At 71.1% G+C, this 22,649-nt stretch carries 15 protein-coding genes and 4 pseudogenes; 13 read left to right on the top strand and 6 right to left on the bottom strand.

Annotated features, from left to right (window positions below):
- Positions 1–192: 192 nt before the first annotated feature.
- The 3 genes and pseudogenes from WBG99_RS22115 (at position 193) to WBG99_RS22105 (ending at position 4,539) form a co-directional block, all read left to right on the top strand.
- The gene (locus tag WBG99_RS22115; RefSeq protein WP_338897973.1) at positions 193–2,463 is read left to right on the top strand and encodes a bifunctional glycosyltransferase family 2 protein/CDP-glycerol:glycerophosphate glycerophosphotransferase; all 2,271 of its coding nucleotides are present in this window, start codon (positions 193–195) and stop codon (positions 2,461–2,463) included.
- A 62-nt stretch (positions 2,464–2,525) separates the two neighbouring features.
- Positions 2,526–2,859, top strand: a pseudogene (locus tag WBG99_RS22110) (hypothetical protein); the annotation flags it as partial.
- Positions 2,860–2,898: 39 nt separating this feature from the next.
- Positions 2,899–4,539 (top strand): hypothetical protein, encoded by a 1,641-nt coding sequence (locus WBG99_RS22105; RefSeq protein WP_338897972.1) that lies wholly within the window; start codon positions 2,899–2,901, stop codon positions 4,537–4,539.
- 96 nt (positions 4,540–4,635) lie between these two features.
- Here WBG99_RS22105 and WBG99_RS22100 read toward each other — a convergent pair whose 3' ends face one another.
- Positions 4,636–5,049, bottom strand: a complete 414-nt coding sequence (locus WBG99_RS22100; RefSeq protein WP_338897971.1) for an organic hydroperoxide resistance protein — start codon at positions 5,047–5,049, stop codon at positions 4,636–4,638.
- A gap of 128 nt (positions 5,050–5,177) precedes the next feature.
- Between WBG99_RS22100 and WBG99_RS22095 the strand changes: the two genes are divergently transcribed.
- From WBG99_RS22095 to WBG99_RS22065, 7 genes are all read left to right on the top strand, one after another.
- A complete protein-coding gene (locus tag WBG99_RS22095) occupies positions 5,178–5,699 on the top strand; it encodes a MarR family transcriptional regulator (protein ID WP_338897970.1) in 522 nt (173 codons plus the stop codon).
- A gap of 463 nt (positions 5,700–6,162) precedes the next feature.
- Positions 6,163–7,755, top strand: a complete 1,593-nt coding sequence (locus tag WBG99_RS22090) for a glycosyltransferase family 2 protein (protein WP_338897969.1) — start codon at positions 6,163–6,165, stop codon at positions 7,753–7,755.
- A 212-nt stretch (positions 7,756–7,967) separates the two neighbouring features.
- On the top strand, positions 7,968–8,930 hold the full coding sequence (gene galE / locus WBG99_RS22085) for a UDP-glucose 4-epimerase GalE (RefSeq protein WP_338897968.1): 963 nt from the start codon (positions 7,968–7,970) through the stop codon (positions 8,928–8,930).
- Positions 8,931–9,131: 201 nt separating this feature from the next.
- The gene (locus WBG99_RS22080; RefSeq protein WP_338897967.1) at positions 9,132–9,563 is read left to right on the top strand and encodes a DUF6507 family protein; all 432 of its coding nucleotides are present in this window, start codon (positions 9,132–9,134) and stop codon (positions 9,561–9,563) included.
- The gene (locus WBG99_RS22075) at positions 9,560–12,019 is read left to right on the top strand and encodes a hypothetical protein (protein WP_338897965.1); all 2,460 of its coding nucleotides are present in this window, start codon (positions 9,560–9,562) and stop codon (positions 12,017–12,019) included. The genes WBG99_RS22080 and WBG99_RS22075 overlap by 4 nt, the downstream gene beginning before the upstream one ends.
- A gap of 9 nt (positions 12,020–12,028) precedes the next feature.
- Complete coding sequence (locus WBG99_RS22070) at positions 12,029–12,670, top strand: hypothetical protein (protein WP_338897964.1); 642 nt, start codon at positions 12,029–12,031, stop codon at positions 12,668–12,670.
- Between the two features lie 80 nt (positions 12,671–12,750).
- Complete coding sequence (locus WBG99_RS22065; protein WP_338897963.1) at positions 12,751–13,074, top strand: pentapeptide repeat-containing protein; 324 nt, start codon at positions 12,751–12,753, stop codon at positions 13,072–13,074.
- Positions 13,075–13,122: 48 nt separating this feature from the next.
- Here WBG99_RS22065 and WBG99_RS22060 read toward each other — a convergent pair whose 3' ends face one another.
- Together WBG99_RS22060 and WBG99_RS22055 are read right to left on the bottom strand one after the other, a co-directional pair.
- Entirely contained in the window at positions 13,123–13,530 is a 408-nt protein-coding gene (locus WBG99_RS22060; RefSeq protein WP_338900435.1) for an AbfB domain-containing protein, read from the bottom strand.
- 42 nt (positions 13,531–13,572) lie between these two features.
- Positions 13,573–15,297 (bottom strand): annotated as a pseudogene (locus WBG99_RS22055) (family 43 glycosylhydrolase); the annotation flags it as partial.
- A 429-nt stretch (positions 15,298–15,726) separates the two neighbouring features.
- On the opposite strand from WBG99_RS22055, the pseudogene WBG99_RS22050 reads away from it, so the two are divergent.
- Positions 15,727–16,022 (top strand): annotated as a pseudogene (locus tag WBG99_RS22050) (ADP-ribosylglycohydrolase family protein); the annotation flags it as partial.
- A gap of 33 nt (positions 16,023–16,055) precedes the next feature.
- Here the strand turns inward: WBG99_RS22050 and WBG99_RS22045 are convergent.
- Positions 16,056–16,694: a TetR/AcrR family transcriptional regulator gene (locus WBG99_RS22045; RefSeq protein ID WP_338897961.1), complete on the bottom strand. Its 639-nt coding sequence runs from the start codon at positions 16,692–16,694 to the stop codon at positions 16,056–16,058.
- Between the two features lie 186 nt (positions 16,695–16,880).
- Here WBG99_RS22045 and WBG99_RS22040 point away from each other — a divergent pair, with 186 nt between their 5' ends.
- On the top strand, positions 16,881–17,810 hold the full coding sequence (locus WBG99_RS22040) for an ABC transporter permease (protein WP_338897959.1): 930 nt from the start codon (positions 16,881–16,883) through the stop codon (positions 17,808–17,810).
- Positions 17,811–17,817: 7 nt separating this feature from the next.
- Positions 17,818–18,632 (top strand): annotated as a pseudogene (locus WBG99_RS22035) (ABC transporter ATP-binding protein).
- Between the two features lie 18 nt (positions 18,633–18,650).
- Here WBG99_RS22035 and WBG99_RS22030 read toward each other — a convergent pair.
- Positions 18,651–19,742 (bottom strand): glycosyltransferase, encoded by a 1,092-nt coding sequence (locus WBG99_RS22030; RefSeq protein ID WP_338897958.1) that lies wholly within the window; start codon positions 19,740–19,742, stop codon positions 18,651–18,653.
- The gene (locus WBG99_RS22025; RefSeq protein ID WP_338897957.1) at positions 19,739–22,612 is read right to left on the bottom strand and encodes a bifunctional glycosyltransferase family 2 protein/CDP-glycerol:glycerophosphate glycerophosphotransferase; all 2,874 of its coding nucleotides are present in this window, start codon (positions 22,610–22,612) and stop codon (positions 19,739–19,741) included. The genes WBG99_RS22030 and WBG99_RS22025 overlap by 4 nt, the downstream gene beginning before the upstream one ends.
- Positions 22,613–22,649 lie beyond the last annotated feature (37 nt).

The raw sequence follows: 22,649 nt of genomic DNA, 5'->3' as shown, positions 1-22,649 counted from the left end.
GGGGCGCGGGGCAGTGTCACTATGCGGCTCCGCCGCGTGGGCGCGAGCCGCCACACGCAAACCCGCGGCGGAAAACGCACCCACGCGCCCCCAGCCCCCGGATAATCCCCCGTATGGAACGCATCGCGTAACCACATCACCGGATCGGCCGTTTCCGGGCAGTATGCCCGTTCCGATCCATGGATGTCCTCCTTGCCCAGGTTCAGCGTCATCGTTCCCGCGTACAAGGTTCAGGCGTACCTGCACGAATGCCTGGATTCCGTGCTGTCCCAGTCCTTCACCGACCTCGAACTGATCGTCGTCGACGACGCCTCCCCCGACGACTGCGAGGCGATCGCCGACGAGATCGCGGCCCGCGATCCGCGCGTACGGCGCCCGGTGCGCCTGCGGGAGAACGCGGGGCCGGGTGCCGCCCGCAACAAGGGGATGGAGTACGCGAGGGGCGACTACCTCCTCTTCCTCGACGGCGACGACACCTTCACGCCCGGCGCGCTCCAGGCGATCGCCGACCGCGTCAAGGAGACCGGCGAACCGGACGTACTCGTCCACGACTTCGCCCGCACCTCCTGGTCGGGCGGGCCCGTCCGCGACGGGCTCGCCCTCCGGCTGACCGAGCAGGGCCCGGCCCCGTTCCGCCTCGACGACCGGCCGGGCCTGCTGCACGTCCGCCCGGTGGTGTGGAACAAGGCGTACAAGCGGGAGTTCGTCGAGGACCACGGCTTCCGCTTCCCGCCCGGCATCTACGAGGACACGGCCTGGACGTACCCGGTCCTGACGACCGCCGAGTCCGTCGCCACCCTCGACCGGGTCTGCGTCCACCACCGCCGGCGCCGCCACGGCAGCCTGCTCGGGGCGACCACACGGGGGCACTTCGACGTGTTCGAGCAGTACGACCGGGTGTTCGCGTACGTCGACGAGCGGCCGGAGCTGGCCCAGTGGCGTCCGGTGCTGTTCCGGCGCATGGTCGACCACCTCACGTCCGTGTTCACCCGGCGTCACCGGCTGCCGCGCGAGGCGCGCGCCGAGTTCCTGCGTACGGTCCGCACGTACTGCGCCCGCTATCGCACCCCCGGCGCCCCCACCCGCGCCCGTGCCCGACTGCGGCACGCCCTGCTGCGGCTGGGCGGCCGGCGCGTCCACCGGGCGCTGCGGGCCGTGGCGCGGCTGGGCCGGGGCACCGGACGCCGCGTGGCGGGCCTGTCCCGGCTGCCGCGCACGGCCGGGCTGCGCGTCCACTACCGCGTCCAGCGGCTCCTCCCGCTGCGCGCCGACCGCGCGGTGTTCGCCGCGTACGGGGGCCGGGGCTATGTGTGCAGCCCGGCCGCGCTGGAGAACGCGTTCCGTACGTACGTCCCCGGTATGCGCACCTCGTGGATCGCGCGCCCGGAGCATCACCACACCCTCCCGGTGGCGACCCGGCGCGTGCTCCCCGGCTCGATGGCGTACTGGACGGCGCTCGCCCGCTCCAAGTACCTCGTGAACAACGTGGACTTCGACCGCCGCCTGGTCAAGCGCCCCGGTCAGGTCCTCCTCCAGACCCAGCACGGCACCCCGCTCAAGCACATGGGCCTCGACCTCCAGGACCGGCCGGCAGCCGCGCGCGGCACGGACTTCGCCGCCGTGCTGCGCGGCAGCGACCAGTGGGACTACGTCCTGTCCGGCAACCGGCACTCCACCCTCGTCTGGGAGCGGGTCTACCCGTCCCCGTACACGACCCTCGCATACGGATCCCCGCGCAACGACGTGTTCCTGCAGGCCGATTCGACGGACGTGGCGCGGGTGCGCGAACACCTCGGCATCCCCGAGGGCGCGGTCGCGGTCCTGTACGCCCCCACGCACCGCGACTACCGCCACTCGCAGCGCGCCCACCTGGACCTGGAGCGGGTGCTGCGCAAGCTCGGCCCGCGTTTCGTGATCCTCGCCCGCGCCCACCACGCGTACGACGCGCCGCTGACGGACCTGGCCCACGGCCGCCTCCTGGACGTCACGGGCCACCCGAGCGTCGAGAACCTGTGCCTCGCCTCCGACGCGCTCGTCACCGACTACTCCTCCCTCATGTTCGACTACGCCAACCTCGACCGGCCCATCGTGATCCACTCCGAGGACCGGGAGGCGTACGAGGCGGCCCGTGGCACCTACTTCGACCTGCGCTCCTTCCCGCCGGGGGCGGTTGCGCGGAGCGAGGACGAGCTGATCGACATCTTCGCCACCGGGCACTGGCGGGGGTCGCGCTCCGCGCAACTGAGGGCCGCCTTCCGCGACCGGTTCTGTCCGTACGACGACGGGCGGGCGGCGGAGCGGGTGGTGCGGCGGGTCGTCCTGGGGGACACCTCCGCGCCCGGGATCGTGCCGCCGGCCGACCGGCGCCCCGTTCCCTCGGCCGCCACGGGCCGCCCGTCGTCACCGCCGGCGACCGTCCCGGCCCAGGCCCGGACGGTCGTGGACGATCCCCTGCGCACGTAGCCGCCGCACGCCTCCTCGTCCGCGAGTGGGCGTGGGTCGCGAATAGCGGGGCGCAGCCCCTGCATTTCACGCTGCCCGACCGGGCCCGGCCGTGGCCGGAGTTCCTGCGTCTGGAGGCCGACTTCTGGCCGAAGTGGGGGCGTCGGCAGCTGACGCAGCCGCTGTTCCCGGCCGCGCCGGCGGCGGGGGCGTGGGGCGCGCTGCGGCCGGTCTTCGGGGGTTCGTGCTCGCGGGCGCGTGCACGGGGATCCCCAACCAGGCCGGGCACCCTGACATCATCCTCAGGGGCGACCGGTTGACCGTGGTGGCGTGGCTGCTGCCGGTGCGGGGCCGCCGCTGCTGCTGGAGCGCGTCACCGCCGCCCGCACCTCACTCGATGTGGTGACCGCGCGCTGAGCCGTTGACCTGCATGTCGATACAGGGAATACACGGCAAATGCCTCAGACAGCCAAGACCGATCACGATTCCGATCCCGGTCGCGGTCCCGGCCCCCGGGGTGCCGGCGCGCGCGCCCGGGGCCGCCGGCGCAGCGCCCTCGGCGCCACCGCCCTGCGCGGCGGCCGTACCTGGCTGACCCGGCGGCCGTCTCCGTACGCCGTCGTGGGCGGGCTGTTCTGGCTGGTGATGACGCTGGCGTACTGGCGGGTGCCGCTGTGCTGCGACGCCGGTCAGCACGCGGCGGTCGTCGAACGCCTCCGCTGGGACCTGCTGAACCCGGCCCACCCGACCGCCGACCTGCCGGGCGCCGGCAGCCCGTACTACTCCCCGTACGCCGTCGCCCAGGGCGTCCTCGCACAGCTGACCGGACTGAGCGGCTGGTCGCTGGTGAAGCTCGCCGGGCCGGTGAACCTTCTGGTGCTGCTCACCGGGATCGGCCGGTTCGTGCGCGCGTTGACGCCCCGGCCGTGGGCGCCGGTCCTCGCGCTGCTGTTCATGACGTTGCTGTGGGGCACCGAGCGGGTCCTGTGGAGCGGCTATCTCGGGCTGATGTCGATGACGACGAACCTCGGCTATCCGTCGGCGTTCGCCACCGGACTGACGTTCTGGGCGTGGGCGTGGACGGCGGCACGCGCGCGTGGCGGCGGGTGGTCGCGGGGCGTGCGCTACGTCGGGCCGAGCGGCCTCGGCAGCGTCTGGGCGTACGCCGGGATCGGCGCGCTGTACGGGCTGATCCTGGTGGTGCATCCGATCACCGCCGTGGCCTCGGCGGCCGGGGCCCTGGCGATCGTGGCGGCCTGCCAGCGCGGATGGCGGCGCCCGGTGCTGGGCCGGTGGGCGTGGACGGGAGCGGTCGCACTGGCGGTCGCGGTGTCGTGGCCGTACTACGACATCCTGTCCCTGGCCGGGAACACGGGCGTGGACGCCATCCACCGGGGCCTGTACGAGAACGCGGCCGGCCACCTCTGGCTGGCGTCGCTCGGGCTGCCGGCGCTGTGGGTGCGGGGGCACAGGTGCCCGAGAGACCCGCTGGTGCTGATGTTCGCGGCGGGATGCCTGGTGGTGGCGTACGGCTGGGTCAGCGGGCACTACACGTACGGCCGGGTCCTGGGGCTCGCGGCCGTGCCCGCGCAGTTCGCCCTGGCGGTGGAGCTGGCGGCGCCCCGGCCGTGGGGGTGGGCCCGGCGGGTGCTGGGCGGGGCGGCGGTCGCGGGGGCGTGCGCCGGGTTCCTCACGGTGCAGGCGGGGGCGGTCGTGCCGTCCGCGCTCGACCCCGTCGGCTTCGACCAGCCGCCGCGGTGGCCTTCGTACGAGTGGGCCGCGCGACATGTGCGGGCGGGGGAGGTACTGATCACCGACGGGTACCACGCGGGCCGCGCCATCCCCGGGTACGGGGTGAACATGGCGGCGCCCACCTGGCCCGATCCGGCGCTGGACGAAAGGGAGCGGGTACGGCGGTACGAGGATGTGCGGGCGTATCTGGATCCGGCGTCGACGCGTGCGGAGCGTGCGGTGGTCGCGCGGCGGTACGGGGTGGAGTGGCTGTTGCTCACTCGGTGGCGGAAGGTGCCGCAGGAGGCGGTGGTCGTGGACTGGAGTCCCGCGACCGGGGAGGTCCTGGCGCGGATCGCTCCGTAGGGGGAGGTGCGGAGCGATCCGCGAGCCTGCGGTCGGCGGGGGCCTGTCGCGCGGTTGCCCGCGCCCCTGAGGACCAAGCCCTCCCGGACCGCTCGACTACTCGATGACCAGCTCGACCGGGATGTTGTTGCGGGTGGCGTTGGAGTAGGGGCAGACCTGGTGGGCCTGGTCGACGAGCTTGCGGCCGGTGGCCTCGTCGACGGTGTCGGGGAGTTCGACTCGGAGGGTGGCCTTGAGGCCGAAGCCCTCGCCCTGCTTGCCGATGCCGACCTCGGCGGTCACCGCGGCGTCGCCGACGTCCACCTTGGCGGCCCGGCCGACGAGGCCGAGGGCACTGGCGAAGCAGGCGGCGTAACCGGCGGCGAACAACTGCTCCGGGTTCGTGCCCTGGCCGTTGCCGCCCAGCTCCGCCGGAAGGGCCAGGTCGAGGTCGAGCTTGCCGTCGTTGGTGACGGCGCGACCTTCGCGGCCGTGGGTGGCGGTGGCGACAGCGGTGTAGAGCGCGTCCATGGGAGAACCATCCCTTTCACAGGTCATGTCACGTCCGGCGGTGGGGTCCGACCGCCGCTCACGCAGCAAGTAGAGCACACAATTCAATTGTCCACAACTAAATGGTGGGCCCGAGGTACCCTGGAGCCATGACCACGAGCGCCGCCCACTCGCCCGAGGGGATCTCGAAGGAGGTCGCCGGGCAGGTCCCCGAGGAGGAGTTCCTCCGTCTCGACCGGCAGATCTGCTTCTCCCTGCATGCCGCCTCGCGCGCCTTCAACAGCGTCTACCGCGTGGTCCTGAAAGAGCTGGGGATCACCTACCCCCAGTACCTGGTGATGCTGGTGCTGTGGGAGCAGGGCGAGCTGCCCGTGAAGAAGCTGGGTGAGCGTCTGCGACTCGACTCCGGGACGCTCTCACCACTGCTGAAGCGCCTGGAGGCGGCCGGTCTCGTTCGTCGCGAGCGCAGCGCCCGCGACGAGCGGTCGGTGGTCGTACGGCCGACGGAGGAGGGCACAGCCCTGCGGGAGCGCGCACTGGCCGTGCCCCGCCGGATCGTCTCCGCGACCACCTTCGACATCGACGAGATCCGCGACCTGCGCGACCGCCTGGACCACCTGACGTCCGCACTCGACGAGGCGGCGCTGGAGAAACCGACGGACCGGCCGTAGGGGCGGGGCAACCGCAGGCCGGCCGGGGCTCGGTGTCGGGCGTCTCCGGCCGGTACGGGCTCGACGCCGGGACGACGCCCGGCCGACAGCCCCACGCCCTAGCCAGATCGGCAGGGGCCCGACGCCCGGACGAAGGCCCCACGCAGTGAGAGCCGCATCGGCGGTGTGCGGCCGGTGGTGCGCGCCTGGGATCGGCGTCGGTCGGTTGCCGCGCCGGCAGCGGTGCACCCTTCCGGCGCATTGGCCCCTGTGCGACTTTCACGTGCTGACGATCCACTCTTCTGATGACACCTGCCCCCCACCGGCCGGCCCGCCACCCCCGTCCCGAAGCCCACCGCCCCGACTCTCCGACTCTCCGACGCCAAACGGAACCCCGACCTCCCGCGTGACATCCTCCCCACGGGGCCGCGAAGCCCCTCTTAAGGGAAGATGCACACATACCTCCCACAGGTCCGGGGCAACCATGGCTCTTCAGCAGGCGCAGGTCTCCGTCGTCGTCATCGGGTACGACGACGCCGCCCACGTGGCGGACGCCGTGCGCTCGGCGCTCGCCCAGGGGCCGGCCGTCCGTGAGGTGATCGCGGTCGACGACGGTTCGGCGGACGGCAGCGGGGACCTGCTGGAGCGGCTGGCCGAGGAAGAACCACGGCTCAAGGTCATCCGGCGCCACACCAACAGCGGCGGCTGCGGCACCCCACGCAACGCCGGCCTCGACGCCGCGACCTCGCCGTACGTGATGTTCCTGGACAGCGACGACGCACTGCCGCCGGGCGCCGTGGACGCCCTGCTGGGCGCGGCCCTGGAGCACGACGCGCCGGTCGCGTCGGGGCTGTGCGTGCGCAGGGAACTGCCGTCCGACCGCGAGACCCCCTGGCAGCCCGAGCTGTACGCCCGGCGCACCCTGGTGGCGCATCCGTCCCGGCATGTGCGCCTGGTGCACGACACCCTCTGCGTCAACAAGCTCTACCGCACCGCCTTCCTGCGCGAACGCTCCATCCGCTTCCCCGAGGGCCGCTTCCCGTACGAGGACTTCGTGTTCGTCGCGCGCGTGCTGGCCGCCGGGCCGCGCGTCGCACTCGTCCCGGCCCCGGTGTACGTCTGGCACGTCCGCCGGTCGGCGGCCCGGCTGTCCATCTCCCTCGACCGCTCCGGCATCACCAACTGGCGGGCCCGGATCGAGGCCGACCGGCTGTCGTACGACATCCTGCTGGGCGCCGGCGAGAAGCTGCTGGCGCGGGCCACGCGGACCCGCTTCCTCGACCACTCGCTGCGGATGTACGCGCGCGAGCTGGACCTGCGCGGCGCGGAGTACCGGCACGAGTGGTGGGCCGTCACGCGCGCGTACCTGGCCACCTTCGACGAGGGCGACTTCACGCCGGCGCCCGCCCCCGGCCGGGTCGTCGCCCGGGTGATCCTCGCCGCCGAGGAGCCGCGCGACCTGGCCCGCCTCAAGGAGATCGCGGCCCGCCCGGCCCGGCTGAACCCGCCCTACGCGCGCGGGGGCGACGGCACCCCCGTCTGGTCCGCCGACCTGCCCCAGGTGGAACTGGAACACCTCCTCGTCCGGCCCGTCCACCTCCTGCCCGCCGCCGTCGACGCCGAACTGCGGCCACGCGCGCGCGGGACGGTCCTCCGGCTGCGGCTGCACGAGCTGTACGGGCGGATGGCGGAGGCGGGGCCCGAGGCCGTGCAGGTGGACTTCACCGAACGGGACTGCGGGCGGGTGGGGTTCACCCGCGCGGCGGCCCTCGTGGCCGAGCCCGAGTTCGACAGCTGGACGGCCGAGGTCCCCCTGGACCTGGGAGGGTTGGGCAGCGGCACCTGGGACCTCCGGCTGCGGCTGCGGTTCACGGACGGCACCTCCCGGGAGACCACCGCGCACGCCGTCGCGGGCGCCGGACTGCTGCGGCGGAGCGCGCTGCCGAGCACCCGCCACGGAGTGCTGCTCGTGCAGCCGTACGCGACCCACGCGGGGGCGCTCGCGGTGCGGCTCGCGCCCGGTTGGCGAGGACTGACCGACGTAGCACGCCGTCGCCTCAAACGCCTGCTTCACTGAGGACGGGCCTGACGGCCTGACCGACCTGATGGCACCCACATCATCTCGACGCATCTTCTCGATGCCTCACCTCGATGCCTCATCGCTACGGGATTCACCGCGGGATTCACCGCGGGATTCACCGCGGGATTCACCGCGGGATTCACCGCGGGATTCACCGCGGGATTCACCGCGGGATCACTACAAGCTCACTCACGAGAGGACGGTCGTCCATGACCTGGCTGATCACCGGTGGCGCCGGATACATCGGGGCGCATGTGGTGCGCGCGATGCTCGACGCGGGCGAACAGGCCGTCGTCTACGACGACCTGTCCACGGGGATCGCCGAACGGGTGCCCGAGGGCGTGCCGTTGGAGATCGGTTCCACTCTCGACGGGGCGCGGCTGGAGCGGGTGATCCGGGACCGGGGCGTCACCGGAGTCGTCCACCTCGCGGCGAAGAAGCAGGTCGGCGAGTCGGTCGAACTGCCGCTGCACTACTACCGGGAGAACGTCGAGGGCCTGCGCACCCTGCTGTCGGTCGTCACGGACGCCGGGGTCCCGTCCTTCGTCTTCTCGTCCTCGGCCGCCGTGTACGGCATGCCCGAGGTGGACCTCGTCACCGAGGAGACGCCGTGCGTGCCGATGAGCCCGTACGGCGAGACCAAGCTGGCCGGCGAGTGGCTGGTGCGGGCCACGGGCCGGGCGACCGGACTGTCGACCGCCTCGCTCCGCTACTTCAACGTGGCCGGCGCTGCGGCCCCCGAACTCGCGGACACGGGCGTCTTCAACCTCGTCCCCATGGTCTTCGAGAAGCTCTCCGAGGGCGCCCCGCCGCGTGTCTTCGGCGCCGACTACCCCACCCCCGACGGGACGTGCGTCCGGGACTACATCCATGTCGTCGACCTGGCGGAGGCCCATGTGGCGACCGCGCGGCGGCTGCGCGAGGCGCCGGGCACGGACCTCACCCTCAACATCGGGCGTGGGGACGGCGTCTCGGTGCGCGAGATGATCGACCGGATCAACGCGCTCACCGGCCATGACCTGCCCCCCGTCGACGTCGGCCGGCGGCCGGGCGACCCCGCGCGCGTGGTCGCCTCGGCGGACCGGATCGCGGCCGAGCTGGGCTGGAAGGCGCGGTACGGCGTCGAGGAGATGATCTCGTCGGCGTGGGCGGGCTGGACCCTGCGCCACTGAGGCATGTGACCGGATCGACGTTGCGCCCGTGACCGCCCCTTTGGTACCAACGATTGACCTACGTGCCCGTGCGACACCCGTGGCGCACCGCTCCGCGGCGGGAACCAATCGGTGCTGGTTGCGCGTGTGCAGGGAGGGAAGCGAAACGACGAGCGAACGACGTACGACGTATCCGACAGGAGCGTTACGGGGGTAGCGACGATGCCGGCTTGGGACATCGATCCGATCAACGTGCAGACCACGCTGAACTCGACGGGTGAGGCGGCGGGGGACCTGGAGAAGGCCGCCAACTCACTGGTGACGAACATGGCGAGCGCGGCCGAGTCGGCCGGTACGGCCGTGCCCGGCGGGCAGTTCGACGGGCCCATGATCGGGCCGGTGGCCGCGGGCACGCCACGGGTGCCGGTCGGTCCGGTGGCGGCGGCGCTGAGCCAGTATCTGCAGGAGCGGCAGCAGAAGCTGGCGTTCATGGCGCAGCGGACCATCGACTCCGTGCAGGGCGCGGCCAACGCCACCAACGCGTATGTGACGGGCGACCTGGACATGGCCGCCGAGCACCAGTCGGCCGCACTCAAGGCCACGGTGGTGCCCCCGCCGCCGGGTGTCGACGGCAACGGGCAGGGGCCGCGGTGAGCGACGACATCCCCGTCATCCCGGAGGAGGTCCCCGAGTTCACCGGCAACCTGGAGCTGCTGGACGAGCACATCGCCGGGGTACGTTCGGCCGGCACCTCTTTGAAGGACTCGGGCTCGGCGGTCCACACCCGCTTCGGCGGCCTCTCCGCGTACTACAGGGCACCGGAGGCGGAGGCGCTCTTCGCGACGACCGCGCCGGTGGCGGCCAAGGGCGAGGAGTTCTCCACCGAGCTGGAGACCGTGGCCTCGGCCCTGGACACGTACGCCGCGGCCGTCGGCCCGCTCAAGCAGAAGTTCGACCAGCTCCGCCAGGACGCCATCGCCTTCCGCAACAAGATCGCGGACGACGACGAGTGGCGCGCCGACGGTGACCTCGTCGAGGAGAACAACAACCGCCGCTCGGACGTCAACGCCGCGTACGCCGCCTTCCAGGCCGCCGAGCGGGACTGCTACAACAAGATCGTCGCGCTGGTCGGCGGCGAGCCGCTCGTCGTCAACGACGGCTCGGACGCAGAGAACATGTACGGCTACCGGGGCGAGGACCTGAACAACGCCGGCGGTCTGCCCTGGGGCGACCCGGTCGAGGAGTCCAACCCCTGGTACTACATCCACGAGCACGCCTGGGACTTCGCTGTCGGCTTCGTCGTCGACGGTGTGTGGGGCACCGTCAAGGGGCTCGGCACCCTGGTGGGCTTCAACGGCTGGGACGCGGCGGGCCAGGCATGGACGGGGCTGGGCAAGCTCCTGACGGGCATCGCGATCACGGCAACGCCGCTCGGTACCGCGTACTGGCTGGCCCCCGAAGACGAACTGCCCTCCTGGCTGCGCGACTCCCGCACGGCGGTGGTGGAGACCGGCAAGGCGCTGATCGCGTACGACGAGTGGGGCAAGAACCCGTCGAGGGCGGCCGGGGCCGTCACCTTCAACGTCCTGACGACCGTCTTCACCGGCGGCGCGGGCGGTGCCGTGGCGGGCGCCGGCAAGGCGGGCGCCATCGCCAAGGCCATCTCCTTCGCGGGCAGGGCGGGCCGGATCGTCGACCCGATGACGTACATCACCAAGGGCGTCGGCGCGACGGCGGTCAGGATCAGCGACGTCATGGCCGGTCTGCGCGGCATCACCGACGGCACCCACATCAGGCTCGGCGAGGGCACGTACCAGATCGCCGACCCACCCACCATCACGGACGACCTGCCCGCCGGGCTCACCCCGGAGAACAGCGTCCGCATGGAGACGCCCAAGGGCGAGGTCGTCTACCTCGACACCACGACCCTGGTCGTCCACAACGCCGACGGCACGGTGCGCGAGTCCCTGGACAGCATCAAGCACGAGGGGACGGCGGCGGAGCGCGGCCTGGACGTCTCCCAGCCTCAGCCGGAGTTGGTGGGGGCCGGGGTCGGCGACGGCGGTACGGCTGCGGGACGGGTCGGGGGCGATCCGGGCGGCACCGCGCGCGTAGGTGACGACCTCGGCGGCACCGGGCAGGTCGGGGACAACGGCCCGCCGGGCGGGCGGGCCGACCATGTGCCCGGTGGTCGTGCGGACAACCTGCCGGATGGCCGCGCCGATGACCTGGGCCGGGGACCGTCCGGGACCCACGAGACGCCGACCGGCGGCGGGGCCTCTCGCGGCGGCGATGGCCCGGCCGGTGGTGGCCACGCCGAGACGCCTTCGGGTGGCCACGGCGAGACGCCAGGTGGCGGCCACTCGGAAGCCTCCTCGGGCGGCCACGGAGAAGGCGAGGGCGGCGGTGGACACGGTGACGGACCCGGCGGTGGAGACGGTCCTGGCGGTGGAGACGGTCCTGGCGGTCCCGACTTCAGGGAGGGGGCCTCGACACCCTCCCCGTCCACGGGTGGCATGAAGCCGGGCCAGGAAACGGCGGTCGTGGACCAGCTCGGCAAGGCGAAGATGCAGCTGCACGACCAGCAGCGCCTGCTCGTCCAGCTACGCAAGAGCGACTACGGCTCCGGAATCGCCGACCACATCGCTCGTGGTCACCTCGCGGAGCTGCCCGGCTACCCCGATCTCCTCTCCCAGTGCAAGCAGGGCGACATGACTCCTGCCGTGTACATGGCCATGGAGCATGCGACGGAACTGCAGGCTCGTGGGCACAAGAACCTGGCTCTGGAGTTGAAGGACCCGGACGCCAAGCTGGACCTCGACGTGCTCATCAAGTCAGGAGACCGGATCGAGTACGGCGTCCAGCTCAAGGACGTGCAGTCGGTGACGGGCATCAACTCCGCGGCCAAGAAGATCGCCGCCAAGCAGCTTGCCGGGCCCATCGCCGGCCAGAAGGTGGCGATCCTGGACATCCATGACCTGAAGGCCAACGTCACGGATGACATCCTGAGACGCGTCGAAGGACACGCGAGGCGGAGCAACGCCACCTTCGATCTGCGGTTCGAGGACGGTTCCATCACCCTCCCCGCCAACGGCCCGGTCTACCCGTAAGGAACACTCATGTCCTCTCTGCTGCGTGCCCCGAGGGAATGCGCGTCCTGGGACTGGGAGCTCGATGAATTCGCGCCCCCAGGCCTGGAATCCGCCCTGTCGGTGGCCGCCCGGATGTCCGCCGTCCTACACGAGCACGGACTGTTGGTCCCCGGCGGCCTCGAGTGGCACTGGTTCGTGTACGGCAAGGGCGGCATCGGTGTGACCACACGACTGTCGCTCCAGGGTCCTCTCGATGACCCCGAGTTGCCCGGGCGCCTCCTGGCGGCCCGCCCCGTCGGCTTCCCCGGCGCGGAGGTCGGCGACATTCTCGTCTCGGGCTCCGGCACCTGGATCGACGCGGCGGGCGAGGAGCGCCGTGAGCACCGCCTGGTAGAGCTGACCGTCTCCCCCGACGCGCTGGGCCTCTCCGCGGAGCTGGCCGTCTTCCACGACATCTGGGGCCACTTCGACTTCCGCGGCTACCCCCATCCAGAGGTCGAGAAGCACAATGCCCCTCGTCTGGCGGCAGCCCTCCAGGCCCTCGACACCCTGCTGGGCGTCGCGGCCGAGCCGGGCGAGCCGACGTACTTCGGCCGCGCCGAGGGCCACGGCATCAAGACGCCCGACGTCATCGACGGCCGGGGCCCGGACCTGACCGACCTGCTCTGACCCACTCCGACCGAGGTGTTACGCATGGTTTTACGGTCGGGGAAACCAGGAGACGGCACCCCGACGGCACACTCGCGTCCATGCGGGTCATGAGCGAGGACGGCAACCGCGCCCTCGTGGAATTCGAGTGGACCGAGGCCGGTGAACGGATCCGCGGGCACGATGTCATCGGACTCGACCTGAGCGGCGTCGACCTTTCCGGCGTCAACCTCACGGAGGGCTGGTTCACCGACACGAAGCTCGTGGGCGCCAAGCTCGTCGAGGCGGACCTCTACCGCTCCGACGCTCAGGGCGCCGACTTCTCCGGGGCCGATCTGAGCCAGGCCTCGCTCGTGCGCGTCAACTTCGACGACGCCGTTCTCCGGGGGCGGTCCTCGACGGCACCCCGCACCGCAGACGGGTGACCCGCACGGCAAAGCCGTGCGGGTCACCCTGCGAGCGAGGAATCGCGGTCAGGCCCAGGGGAGGACCGCCGTGAAGGAACTGTCGGCGCGGAAGGTGGCGCTGTCCTGGTAGGGGTCGACACGCAGCTCGTAGTCGCGGTGGCGGAGGTAGCGGCCGGGGTAGTTGTACGACTCCAGGCTGACCGAGCCGGTGACCGAACCCGGCCGGGCGCAGTAGGTGGCGTCCTTGTCGAAGATGGCCGTGCCGTTGCTCGCGTCGAAGCGGACCCGGAAGTCCATGTGGCGCAGGTAGCGGCCGGACGAGTCACGGAACGAGTAGCAGGTGGAGTCGGCCAGGCCAGGTACGACGGTGAGGGTGGCGCTCTGCTTGACGGCCGTGGTGCTGGAGGAGGTCACCGGGTCGAGGTGGCCGAGGCTGTCGGAGCGGACGGCGGCGTAGCGGCCGGTGAAGTTCACCGACCGGAGCGAGCGGGTGGTGTGCGTCGGCAGGGCGGCGCCGACGGTGACCGGTTCGATGCTCTCCAGGGTGGGGACGACCTTCTTCATCAGGCCGTCGGCGTCGAACTCCAGCCTGTCTACGGTCGTTTCGCGGTGGGTGCCGTCACCGCCCGGGATGGCGAAGCGGTGGTAGGCGATGTACCAGTCGTCGGTGTTCGGGACGTGGACCACGGAGTGGTGGCCGGGGCCCTTGACGCCGAGCGAGAGGTCCTTCTCCAGGATCACGCCCCGCTTGGTCCAGGGACCGGTGGGCGAGGAGCCGGTGGCGTAGGCGACCCGGTAGTTCTCGTCCCGGGTGTCGTTCTCCGACCACATGAAGTAGTAGGTGCCCTTGCGCTTGATGACGAAGGTGCCCTCGTTGTAGCCGCCGGGGGTGATGTCGGTGACCTTGGACGCGTCGAAGGAGACCATGTCGTCGTTGAGCGGGACGACGTACGCCCTGCCGTTGCCCCAGTAGAGGTACGACTGCCCGTCGTCGTCGGTGAAGACCGCCGGGTCGATCATCTGGCCGGTGTAGGCGCCACGGGCGACCAGCGGCTTGCCCAGGGGGTCCTTGAACGGGCCGGTGGGCGAGTCGGAGACCGCGACGCCGATGTTGGTGTCGGCGGAGTAGTAGAAGTAGTACTTCCCGTTCTTCTCGCCCATCGCCGGGGCCCAGGCCCTGCTGTCGGCCCAGGAGACGTCCGGTCCGAGGTCGAGGATGACGCCGTGGTCCTTCCAGTGGACCAGGTCCTTGGAGGAGTACGCCTTGAACTGCGTGCCGCTCCAGCCCGGGAAGCCGTCGGTGGTGGGGTAGATGTAGAAGGTGTCGCCGAAGCGGACGACGTTCGGGTCGGCGTTGAGTCCCGGCAGGACCGGGCTCTTCATGACCAGCGCCTCGACCGTCCAGGTGCGCTTCTCGCCGTTGGAGCCGGTCACCTCGTACGTCACGGGCTCGGTGAAGTCGCGCGGGGTGCCGGAGGCGGGGCTGATCGCCGCGCCGTTGACGGGGGTGAACCGCGGGGCGAGCGCGGTGAGGTCGGTGCCCTCGGTCAGCGGGAGGGTGATCCTGCTGTCGGCGTCGTCGATTATGGCGTCGGTCTTCAGCGCGGGGTGGGTGGCCGCGGTGATGGCCGTGGTGTTCCCGCTGAGTTCGACGACCTCGCCGGGCGCCAGCGCGCGGTCGTAGACCCGGAAGTCGCGGATCTTGCCCTTGAAGAGCTTGTCACCGGTGTATACCGACTTGCCGACGTAGTTGGCCGTGGTGGTGCCGGACCCGATGGAACCTGGGGTGATGGTGACCGACGTGTTGCGGGCCACCTCCACGCCGTCCTGGTAGAGGACGCCCGTGTTGCCGGTCTGGGTGTAGGTGACGTGCTTCCAGACCGAGCGCTGCAGCGTGGAGGGGGCCCGGGTGTTCTGCTCGGTGGTCCAGTCCCCGGAGGCGATGCCGGTCCGGAACGAGTTGCCGGTGGTGAAAAGGTAGCCGTCGCCCGTGCCGTTGCCCGCGGTGTTGCCGAAGCCGTAGATGAAGTACGGGGTGGCCTGGGTGGCGTCGATCTGCACGTCCATCGAGACGGTGATCGAGTTCATGCCGCTCATGATGTTGTTCGGCACCTTGATGTAGGTACTGGACCCGTTGAACGTGAGCCCTTCCCCGGCACCCGACCAGCCCGCGGTGCCGTTGACGGTGCCGTCCCTGCCGTTGCCCGAGGCGTCCACTGCCACGGTGCCCGAGGTGGCGTCGAGTTTGTACCAGAGAGCCAGGCCGTCGGTGATCTCCGCCGCCCGGGCGGGGGCCGCCGGGCCGACGACGCCCACCAGAAGCGAGGCGGCAGCCGCGGCAGCCAGAGCGCCCGGCCGGAATCTCAGACGGCCCTGAGGTCTCACGCTGTGCATGGGTTCACATCCCCTGAAGAAGACATGCCTGAAGAGCGGGCGCGAGGTCTCGCCCGAGGTGCTGACGTTCCGCCCGTACGACATCGCGTTGCGTGAGTGTGAATTGGGACACGAGTCAAGGTCAATAGTTTTCGAACAACATCCGACACGTCGAACATTTCCCTTCCGGGTCAGCAACTCGCCGCCGCCCCTGGACTCCTGACGCATCCGCCCGCCGGACAACACGAGGGGTCTGCACCGCCGTCGGCATCCGCCGCCGGGAGTCCACTCCTTCCCCGGTACGCCGTCGTCCTCGACCCCGACTGGCACCCCGAACGACGCCACCGAGTTCAACGGCGCCGTCTGGCCCTGTCTCGGCTCCGCCGTGTGGGCCGTGCGGACGACCGACTCGTACGAGGGACGCCGTACGCGCCGCCGTCGGCCTCGGCGGTGACACGGACACGGTCGCGGCGGTGGCCGGCGGCCTCGCTGGCGCGGTCCACGGCGTCGACGCGATCCCGGAGCGATGGCTGGAACCCCTGCACGTACCCCTACCGGGATGCGGGGACCGGGTCCTGGGCGCCCCTGAACTCACCAACCTCCAACGCCCGCAACGCCCTACCGGGCTACAACGCCCGCAACGCCCCCGCCGTAGCCCGCGTCAGACTCTCCAGATACCCCTTCGGCGGCTTCGGCGCCCGGACGACCACCGAGCGCCAGTACAGCGGCCCGGAGATCACGTCCAGCGCCAGATCCTCGTCCACCCCGGCCCGCACCTCGCCCCGCGCGACCGCCGCCGCCACGATGCCGGTCGCCACACTCTGCTGCCCCTCCCGCAACGCCTTCTGCATGGCCTCGGCGATCTCGGGATTGCGGGCGGCCTCCGCCTGGAGGTCGGGGATGATCTGCCCGGCGACCGGGTGGCGCAGAGCGCGGGACGTGACCTCGTAGAGCAGCCGCAGGTCCCCCTCAAGCGAGCCCGTGTCCGGCATCGGCAGGCCCTGGACCGCCACCGCCGAGACCAGGTCCAGCACCAGATGCAGCTTGGAACGCCAACGCCGGTACACCGCCGTCTTGCCGACCCCAGCGCGGCGCGCGATGCCCTCGATGGACATCCGGGCGTAGCCGACGGCCGCCAGCTCCTCGAAGACCGCCGCGCGGATCGCCTCCGTCACGTCCTCGCGGAGCACCGCCGCCCCGGCGGGGGCCCGGCGGCGCGGCCGTGGCGGCGGCTGCGCTTCGGAGCGGTCGGCGTTCGTCGTCATGCCGTCAAGCATAGGGGCGTGACGACGGAACGGTTGCGTTCCGACGCCTGATCGGCTTACGCTCGCGTTGCGACGATACGGTCCCGTCCCGACCTAAGCGCAAGGCAAGAGCGGCGCGAGAAGGGTGAGAAGCGTGAGACGACGCCGCGTACACGGGACGCCCCCCACCCAGTGAAAGCAGCGGATGTGAGCCAGGTTCTCGACACACCGCCCCCGACCACGACCGGCGCCCGGCCCCCCGCCGAGGCCGAGACCCCGGCGCAGCTCGCCGCGCGGTACGGCCTCTGCGTCAGCGGGGCCCGCCCCTCGCTCGGCGGGTACATACGGCAGTTGTGGGCCCGGCGGCACTTCATCACCGCCTTCGCCACGGCGAAGCTGACCGCGCAGTACAGCCAGGCGAAACTCGGCCAGCTCTGGCAGATCGCGAACCCGCTGCTCAACGCGACGGTCTACTACTTCATCTTCGGCGTGCTGATGGGCACGAAGCACGGCGTCCCGGACTACGTGCCGTTCCTCGTGACCGGCGTGTTCGTGTGGACCTTCACCCAGAGCTCGATCATGGCCGGCACCCGGGCCATGTCCGGCAGCCTCGGCCTCGTCCGCGCCCTGCACTTCCCCCGCGCCTCGCTCCCCCTGTCGTACTGCCTGCAACAGCTCCAGCAACTGCTGTTCTCCATCGCCGCGCTGGTCGTGATCCTGCTGGCCTTCGGGGTGCCGGTCGCCCTCTCCTGGCTGCTGATCGTGCCGGCCCTCGCCCTGCAGTTCGTGTTCAACGCCGGGGTCGCGATGGCCATGGCGCGGATCGGCTCCAAGACCCCCGACATCTCGCAGCTGATGCCCTTCGTGCTGCGGACCTGGATGTACACCTCGGGCGTGATGTTCAGCATCGACAGGATGCTCGCCGACCGGAACCTGCCGCGGGCGGTGCACCTGCTGCTGGAGTACAACCCGGCCGTCCTCTACATCGACCTCATGCGGTTCGCGCTCATCGACAGCTTCGAGTGGGGCCAGTTGCCGCCGCACGTGTGGGCGGCAGCCGCGGGCTGGGCTCTCCTCGCGGGCGTCGGCGGGTTCATCTACTTCTGGAAAGCTGAGGAGACCTACGGCCGTGGCTGACACCATCATCACCCCTGGCGAGCGGCGCGAGACCTCGGGCAGCGCCCCCGAACCCGTCCCCACCGTCGTCGTCGACGGCGTCGACATCGTCTACCGCGTCAACGGCACGGGGGCCGGGCGCGGCTCCGCCACGGCCGCGCTGAACCGCGTACTCCGGCGCGAGAAGAGCGAGAAGGCGGCCGGTGTCCGCAAGGTGCACGCCGTGCGGAACGTGTCCTTCACCGCGTACCGGGGCGAGGCGATCGGCCTCATCGGCACCAACGGGTCCGGCAAGTCGACCCTCCTCAAGGCCGTCGCCGGGCTCCTCCCCGTGGAGAACGGCCGTATCTACACCGACGGCCAGCCTTCGCTCCTCGGCGTCAACGCGGCCCTGATGAACGACCTCACCGGTGAACGCAACGTCCACCTCGGCGGGCTCGCCATGGGGATGTCCCGGGAGCAGGTCAAGGAGCGGTACCAGGAGATCGTCGACTTCTCCGGCATCAACGAGAAGGGCGACTTCATCACGCTGCCGATGCGCACGTACTCCTCCGGCATGGCGGCGCGGCTCCGGTTCTCCATCGCCGCCGCCAAGGACCACGACGTACTGCTGATCGACGAGGCCCTGGCGACCGGCGACCGGTCCTTCCAGAAGCGGTCCGAGGCGCGGATCCGTGAGCTGCGCGGGCACGCCGGCACGGTGTTCCTCGTCAGCCACAACAACAAGTCGATCCGGGACACGTGCGACCGGGTGCTGTGGCTTGAGCGGGGGAGCTTCGCCTGGACGGGCCTACGGACGAGGTACTGAAGGAGTACGAGAGGTTCACCGGCGGGAAGAAGTAGCCCCGACAGCGGGGGACGCTACCTCTCCAGGAAGTCGAACAACGCCTCCCACCTGTCCACGATCTCGTCCGTCCCGTACCGCCGGACGTTCTCCCTCGCCATGTCGCCCATCCGGTCCCGCAAGCTCTTGTCGGTCATCAGCAGGTCCAGCCTGCGGGCGAGTTCGCCGGTGTTGCCGGGAGCCACGAGCAGGCCGTCCTCGCCGTCCCGCACGATCTCGTGGACACCCGGCGCGCAGTCGAAGGCGACGCAGGGAACGCCCATGGCCATGGCCTCCATCAGGGCGAGGGGGAAGCCTTCGCCCCTGGAGGACAGGACGAAGACCGAGCCGCCGCGCAGGGCACCCGGTACGTCGTGCGTACGGCCCATCCAGGCCACCGAGGCGTCGAGGCCCAGTGCCGTGCACTGCTTCCTGAGGAGTTCCTCGTCCTCGCCGGAGCCGTAGACGCGGAGGGTCCAGTCGGGATGGCGGGGGGCCACCTCGGCCCAGGTGTCGAGGAGCATGTCGATGCCCTTCTCGTCACTGAGCCGGCCGATGCTGACGACGGCCTTCCCGGTGCGCGGGGAGGGAACCCCGGGCATCCACGGCACGGCGTTGGGCAGGTACGAGACGTTGTCGAGCCCCGCGCCGATCCACAGGTCGGCGTCCTCGCGTGTGAGAACGAGCATGCGGTCGACATCCCGGTAGTGCCTGAGCACCCGCCGGAAGCGCGAGGAGCGCCGCGAGGTCTCGAACGACTCGTGGCTCATCCCGATGACGGTCAGACCGGTGGTGTCGGCGAGCTTCACCCACTCCATCGCCCACACCTGGGTCACGATGACGACCCCGCCGGGGCGCGCGGCCCGGAAGAGGCCGGTCAGCACGGCCGCCCTGTCCCGCATGCTCGCGTCCCGCGCCCGGCCGGGGCCCGGCGGCTGACCGTCGTACAACCTGGTGGTCGGGTAAGGGAGTTCGCCGAGGTCGTGCGGGGCCTCGGGCGTGGTGACGCCGATGACGTGGACGCGGTGGCCGCGCCCGGTGAGGAGGCGGGCCAGGTGGTGGGACCAGTTGGTCACGCCGCCCGTCTCGTCCACGCTGTTGGACACCAGGAAGACGTCCCGCCCGGTCACTCGTGCCTCCACTCGGAGAAGAACTCGTCGACGACGCGCCGTGCGGCCGTGCCCTTGTCGTACTCGCCGAAGTCGGCCACGAACCGCTCCCGCGCCGCCGCGTACTTGACCGACTGCTCCTGAAGCGACGAGGCCGTCAGCACGGCGTGCAGCTCGTCCTCCGTGCGGACGACCGGGCCCGGCGCCCGTTCGAGGAGGTCGACATAGGTGCCCCGGCCCTCGTGCACGTACTCCTCGTAGTCGTACGTGAGGAAGAGCATGGGGCGGTCCAGCAGCGCGTAGTCGAACATCACCGACGAGTAGTCCGTGATCAGGGCGTCGGCGAGGGCGAGCAGGGGGGTCACGTCGTGGTGTGCCGACACGTCGACGACCCGGCCCCGGACCGAGGGCGGGAGGACGACGTGATTGAGGTAGTGGGCGCGGACGAGGAGGACGTACTCCTCGCCGAACGTCTCGGCGAAGCGTTCCACGTCGAAGGGGAGGGTGAAGCGCCGCCGCCCCAGCTGCCGGAACGTGGGGGCGTACAGCAGCACCTTCTTGTCCGGCGGGATACCCAACTCCGCTGCCAGTGGCGGGCGCTCGACCGCTCCCCGGGCCCGCACGAGTGCGTCGTTGCGCGGGTATCCCACGCGCAGCAGCACCTTCTCCCGCAGCCGGAAGGCTTTCGCCAGCGTGCGGACGTCGTGCTCGGAGCGGATCAGGAAGTGGTCGAAGCGGTCGAGGGTGCGCTGCTGTTCGGCCTGCCCGGCCCGGGTCTTGAGCTTCCAGCCGGGTTCGTCGAAGCCCATGCGCTTGAGCGCCGAGCCGTGCCAGGTCTGGAGGTAGGTCGTGCCGGGGCGCTTGGTCAGCTTCAGCGGATAGCTCTGGTTGTCGATCCAGAACTCGGCGCGGGCCAGCGCCCGCAGATAGGGCAGGGACCAGCGGCGCACGAGGGTCGCGTCGGCGGGGAAGTCCTGGGGGCGGCCCGTGTACGACCACACCGCCTCGAAGTCGAGGCCCTGGCGGCGCATCTCCTCGTAGATCGCCCGGGGACTGTCGCTGTACTGCCGGCCGAGGTGACTCTCGAACACCACCAGGCGCCGCCGCACCGGCATGCGCTGGAACACCTCGTGATAGAGACGGAGCTTGGTCTCTCCGGAGGTGGCCTTCTTGCGCAGCGCCTTCGCCTTGCGGTAGCCCGCCTTGGCGAGCCGGCCGGGGCTGCCCTGGAGGCCGCGCGTGACGAGGAGGGTGGCCTTCTTGTCGGGGACGAGGCGGAAGGCGAGGTGGCCCCGGACGGAGATCTGCGGCTCGACGCGGTCGGCGACCAGCCGGGTGAGGCGAGGGCGGACCGGCAGCGCGCCGGTGGCCAGGCCCGGTTCGGCGGCCGTGAGACGGCTGGTGGTGCGCTCGCCGTCGACGCCGAGGTGGAGGCGTACGTCCCAGACGGCGTCCACGATGCCGAGCGGGCGGAGGGTTCTGGAGACGTCCACCGTCGCCTGCCAGGTGACGTACGGGCCCTCGTGCCGCACGGTCGGCACCGGGACACGGAAGGTCTGCAGGCGCACGCCGGGGCGGCGGGCGTAGAACTCCAGCTCGGCGGTGAGGCGGGCGCCGGGCGGGATGACGCCGAGGGGGTTGGTGACGCGTCCGGCCAGGCGGATGCCGCCCCCGCCGCCGCCCAGCTCCCGGTACTCCGTCAGCTCGTCGCGCAGGAACAGCTTCCTGACCGGGCGGACGTGGTAGCCGAGTTCGGTGACGTCCAGGATCCGGCGCGCGAGCTCCCCCTCCTCACCGGGGGCGTCCAGATGCTCGGCGCACCAGTAGATCCGCCCGTCACGCTCGACGAGCGGCGCGGAGACCTTGTCCCGGTTGATGAGGGTGTCCACGGCGGGCAGCAGGTTGTCCCAGTCGCTCTCGCGCAGCAGATACGCGCAGACCGCGTGGACCGGCTCGACCTGGCCGTACGCGGCCGGGTCGATCGACGCCAGATAGGCGCGGGCCAACTCGGCGAACTCCCGCCGGTAGGCGGCGTCCCGGAAGGGCAGGTCCCGCAGATGCAGCACCAGGTCGTGTTTGAGGAACTTGACGTCCTTGTGGAACTTCAGCTCCCGCAGGCCCTTCTCGGCGAGGAGCCGGTCGACCCGGCGGTGGATCTCCATACGGTGCGCGAAGTTGGCGATCTCGGCCCGCCGGTTGCTGATCGACCTGGCTCCGGCCCCCTCGACCACGTTCCAGTCGTAGACGCGGTTGGGGATCAGTGTGATGCGGCGGGCGGCGGCGTACGCCTGGGCGGAGAAGAAGAGGTCCTCGTAGTGGATGCCGACGGGAAACTCCAGGCCGCCCTCGACCAGGAAGTCCCGGCGGTAGCACTTGTTGGTCGACAGGGTGTCGTAGACCAGCAGGTCGGGCAGCTCGGAGATCGAGTCGAGGCTGCGGGTGCGGGCGTAGAGCCACGGGTACCACTTGACCTCCTTGCGCGTCCGGGTGTCCAGGTGGACGCGGACGCAGAGGCCGGAGACGAGGTCGGCGCCGGTGGTCTCGGCGGCCTCCAGCATGTTCCGGCAGGCGTTGCGCTCCAGCACGTCGTCGCTGTCGAGGAAGAGGACGTACGCGCCGCGGGCCTCGCGGATGCCGTGGTTGCGGGGCGCGCCGCAGCCGCCGCTGTTCTCGGGGAGCCGGTACGCCCGTACGCGGCCCGGGTGCTCGGCGGCGAGGCGGACGGCCACCTCATGCGAGCCGTCCGTGCTGTGGTCGTCGACGATGACGACCTCGACGCTCCGCAGCGTCTGCTCCAGCACCGAACGCACGGCCGTGGGCAGCCTGGCCTCGTCGTTGTAGACGATCACGACGACGGATACGGCGGGTGACTGGTCCACGTCCGCGTTCACCCATTTCTCCCGTTCACTCTGTTCATCCTGTTCGCTA

Origin of the sequence: Streptomyces sp. TG1A-60, assembly GCF_037201975.1 — a bacterium.
Taxonomy (GTDB): Bacteria; Actinomycetota; Actinomycetes; order Streptomycetales; family Streptomycetaceae; genus Streptomyces.
This window is presented reverse-complemented; position numbering and strand designations above follow the sequence as displayed.

Excerpts from the sequence above, each read along its gene's own strand:
- WBG99_RS22105 (WP_338897972.1), top strand. The coding sequence starts at position 2,899 with ATGCCTCAGACAGCCAAGACCGATCACGATTCCGATCCCGGTCGCGGT.
- WBG99_RS22100 (WP_338897971.1), bottom strand. The coding sequence starts at position 5,049 with ATGGACGCGCTCTACACCGCTGTCGCCACCGCCACCCACGGCCGCGAA.
- WBG99_RS22095 (WP_338897970.1), top strand. The coding sequence starts at position 5,178 with ATGACCACGAGCGCCGCCCACTCGCCCGAGGGGATCTCGAAGGAGGTC.
- WBG99_RS22090 (WP_338897969.1), top strand. The coding sequence starts at position 6,163 with ATGGCTCTTCAGCAGGCGCAGGTCTCCGTCGTCGTCATCGGGTACGAC.
- galE (WP_338897968.1), top strand. The coding sequence starts at position 7,968 with ATGACCTGGCTGATCACCGGTGGCGCCGGATACATCGGGGCGCATGTG.
- WBG99_RS22080 (WP_338897967.1), top strand. The coding sequence starts at position 9,132 with ATGCCGGCTTGGGACATCGATCCGATCAACGTGCAGACCACGCTGAAC.
- WBG99_RS22070 (WP_338897964.1), top strand. The coding sequence starts at position 12,029 with ATGTCCTCTCTGCTGCGTGCCCCGAGGGAATGCGCGTCCTGGGACTGG.
- WBG99_RS22065 (WP_338897963.1), top strand. The coding sequence starts at position 12,751 with ATGCGGGTCATGAGCGAGGACGGCAACCGCGCCCTCGTGGAATTCGAG.
- WBG99_RS22045 (WP_338897961.1), bottom strand. The coding sequence starts at position 16,694 with ATGACGACGAACGCCGACCGCTCCGAAGCGCAGCCGCCGCCACGGCCG.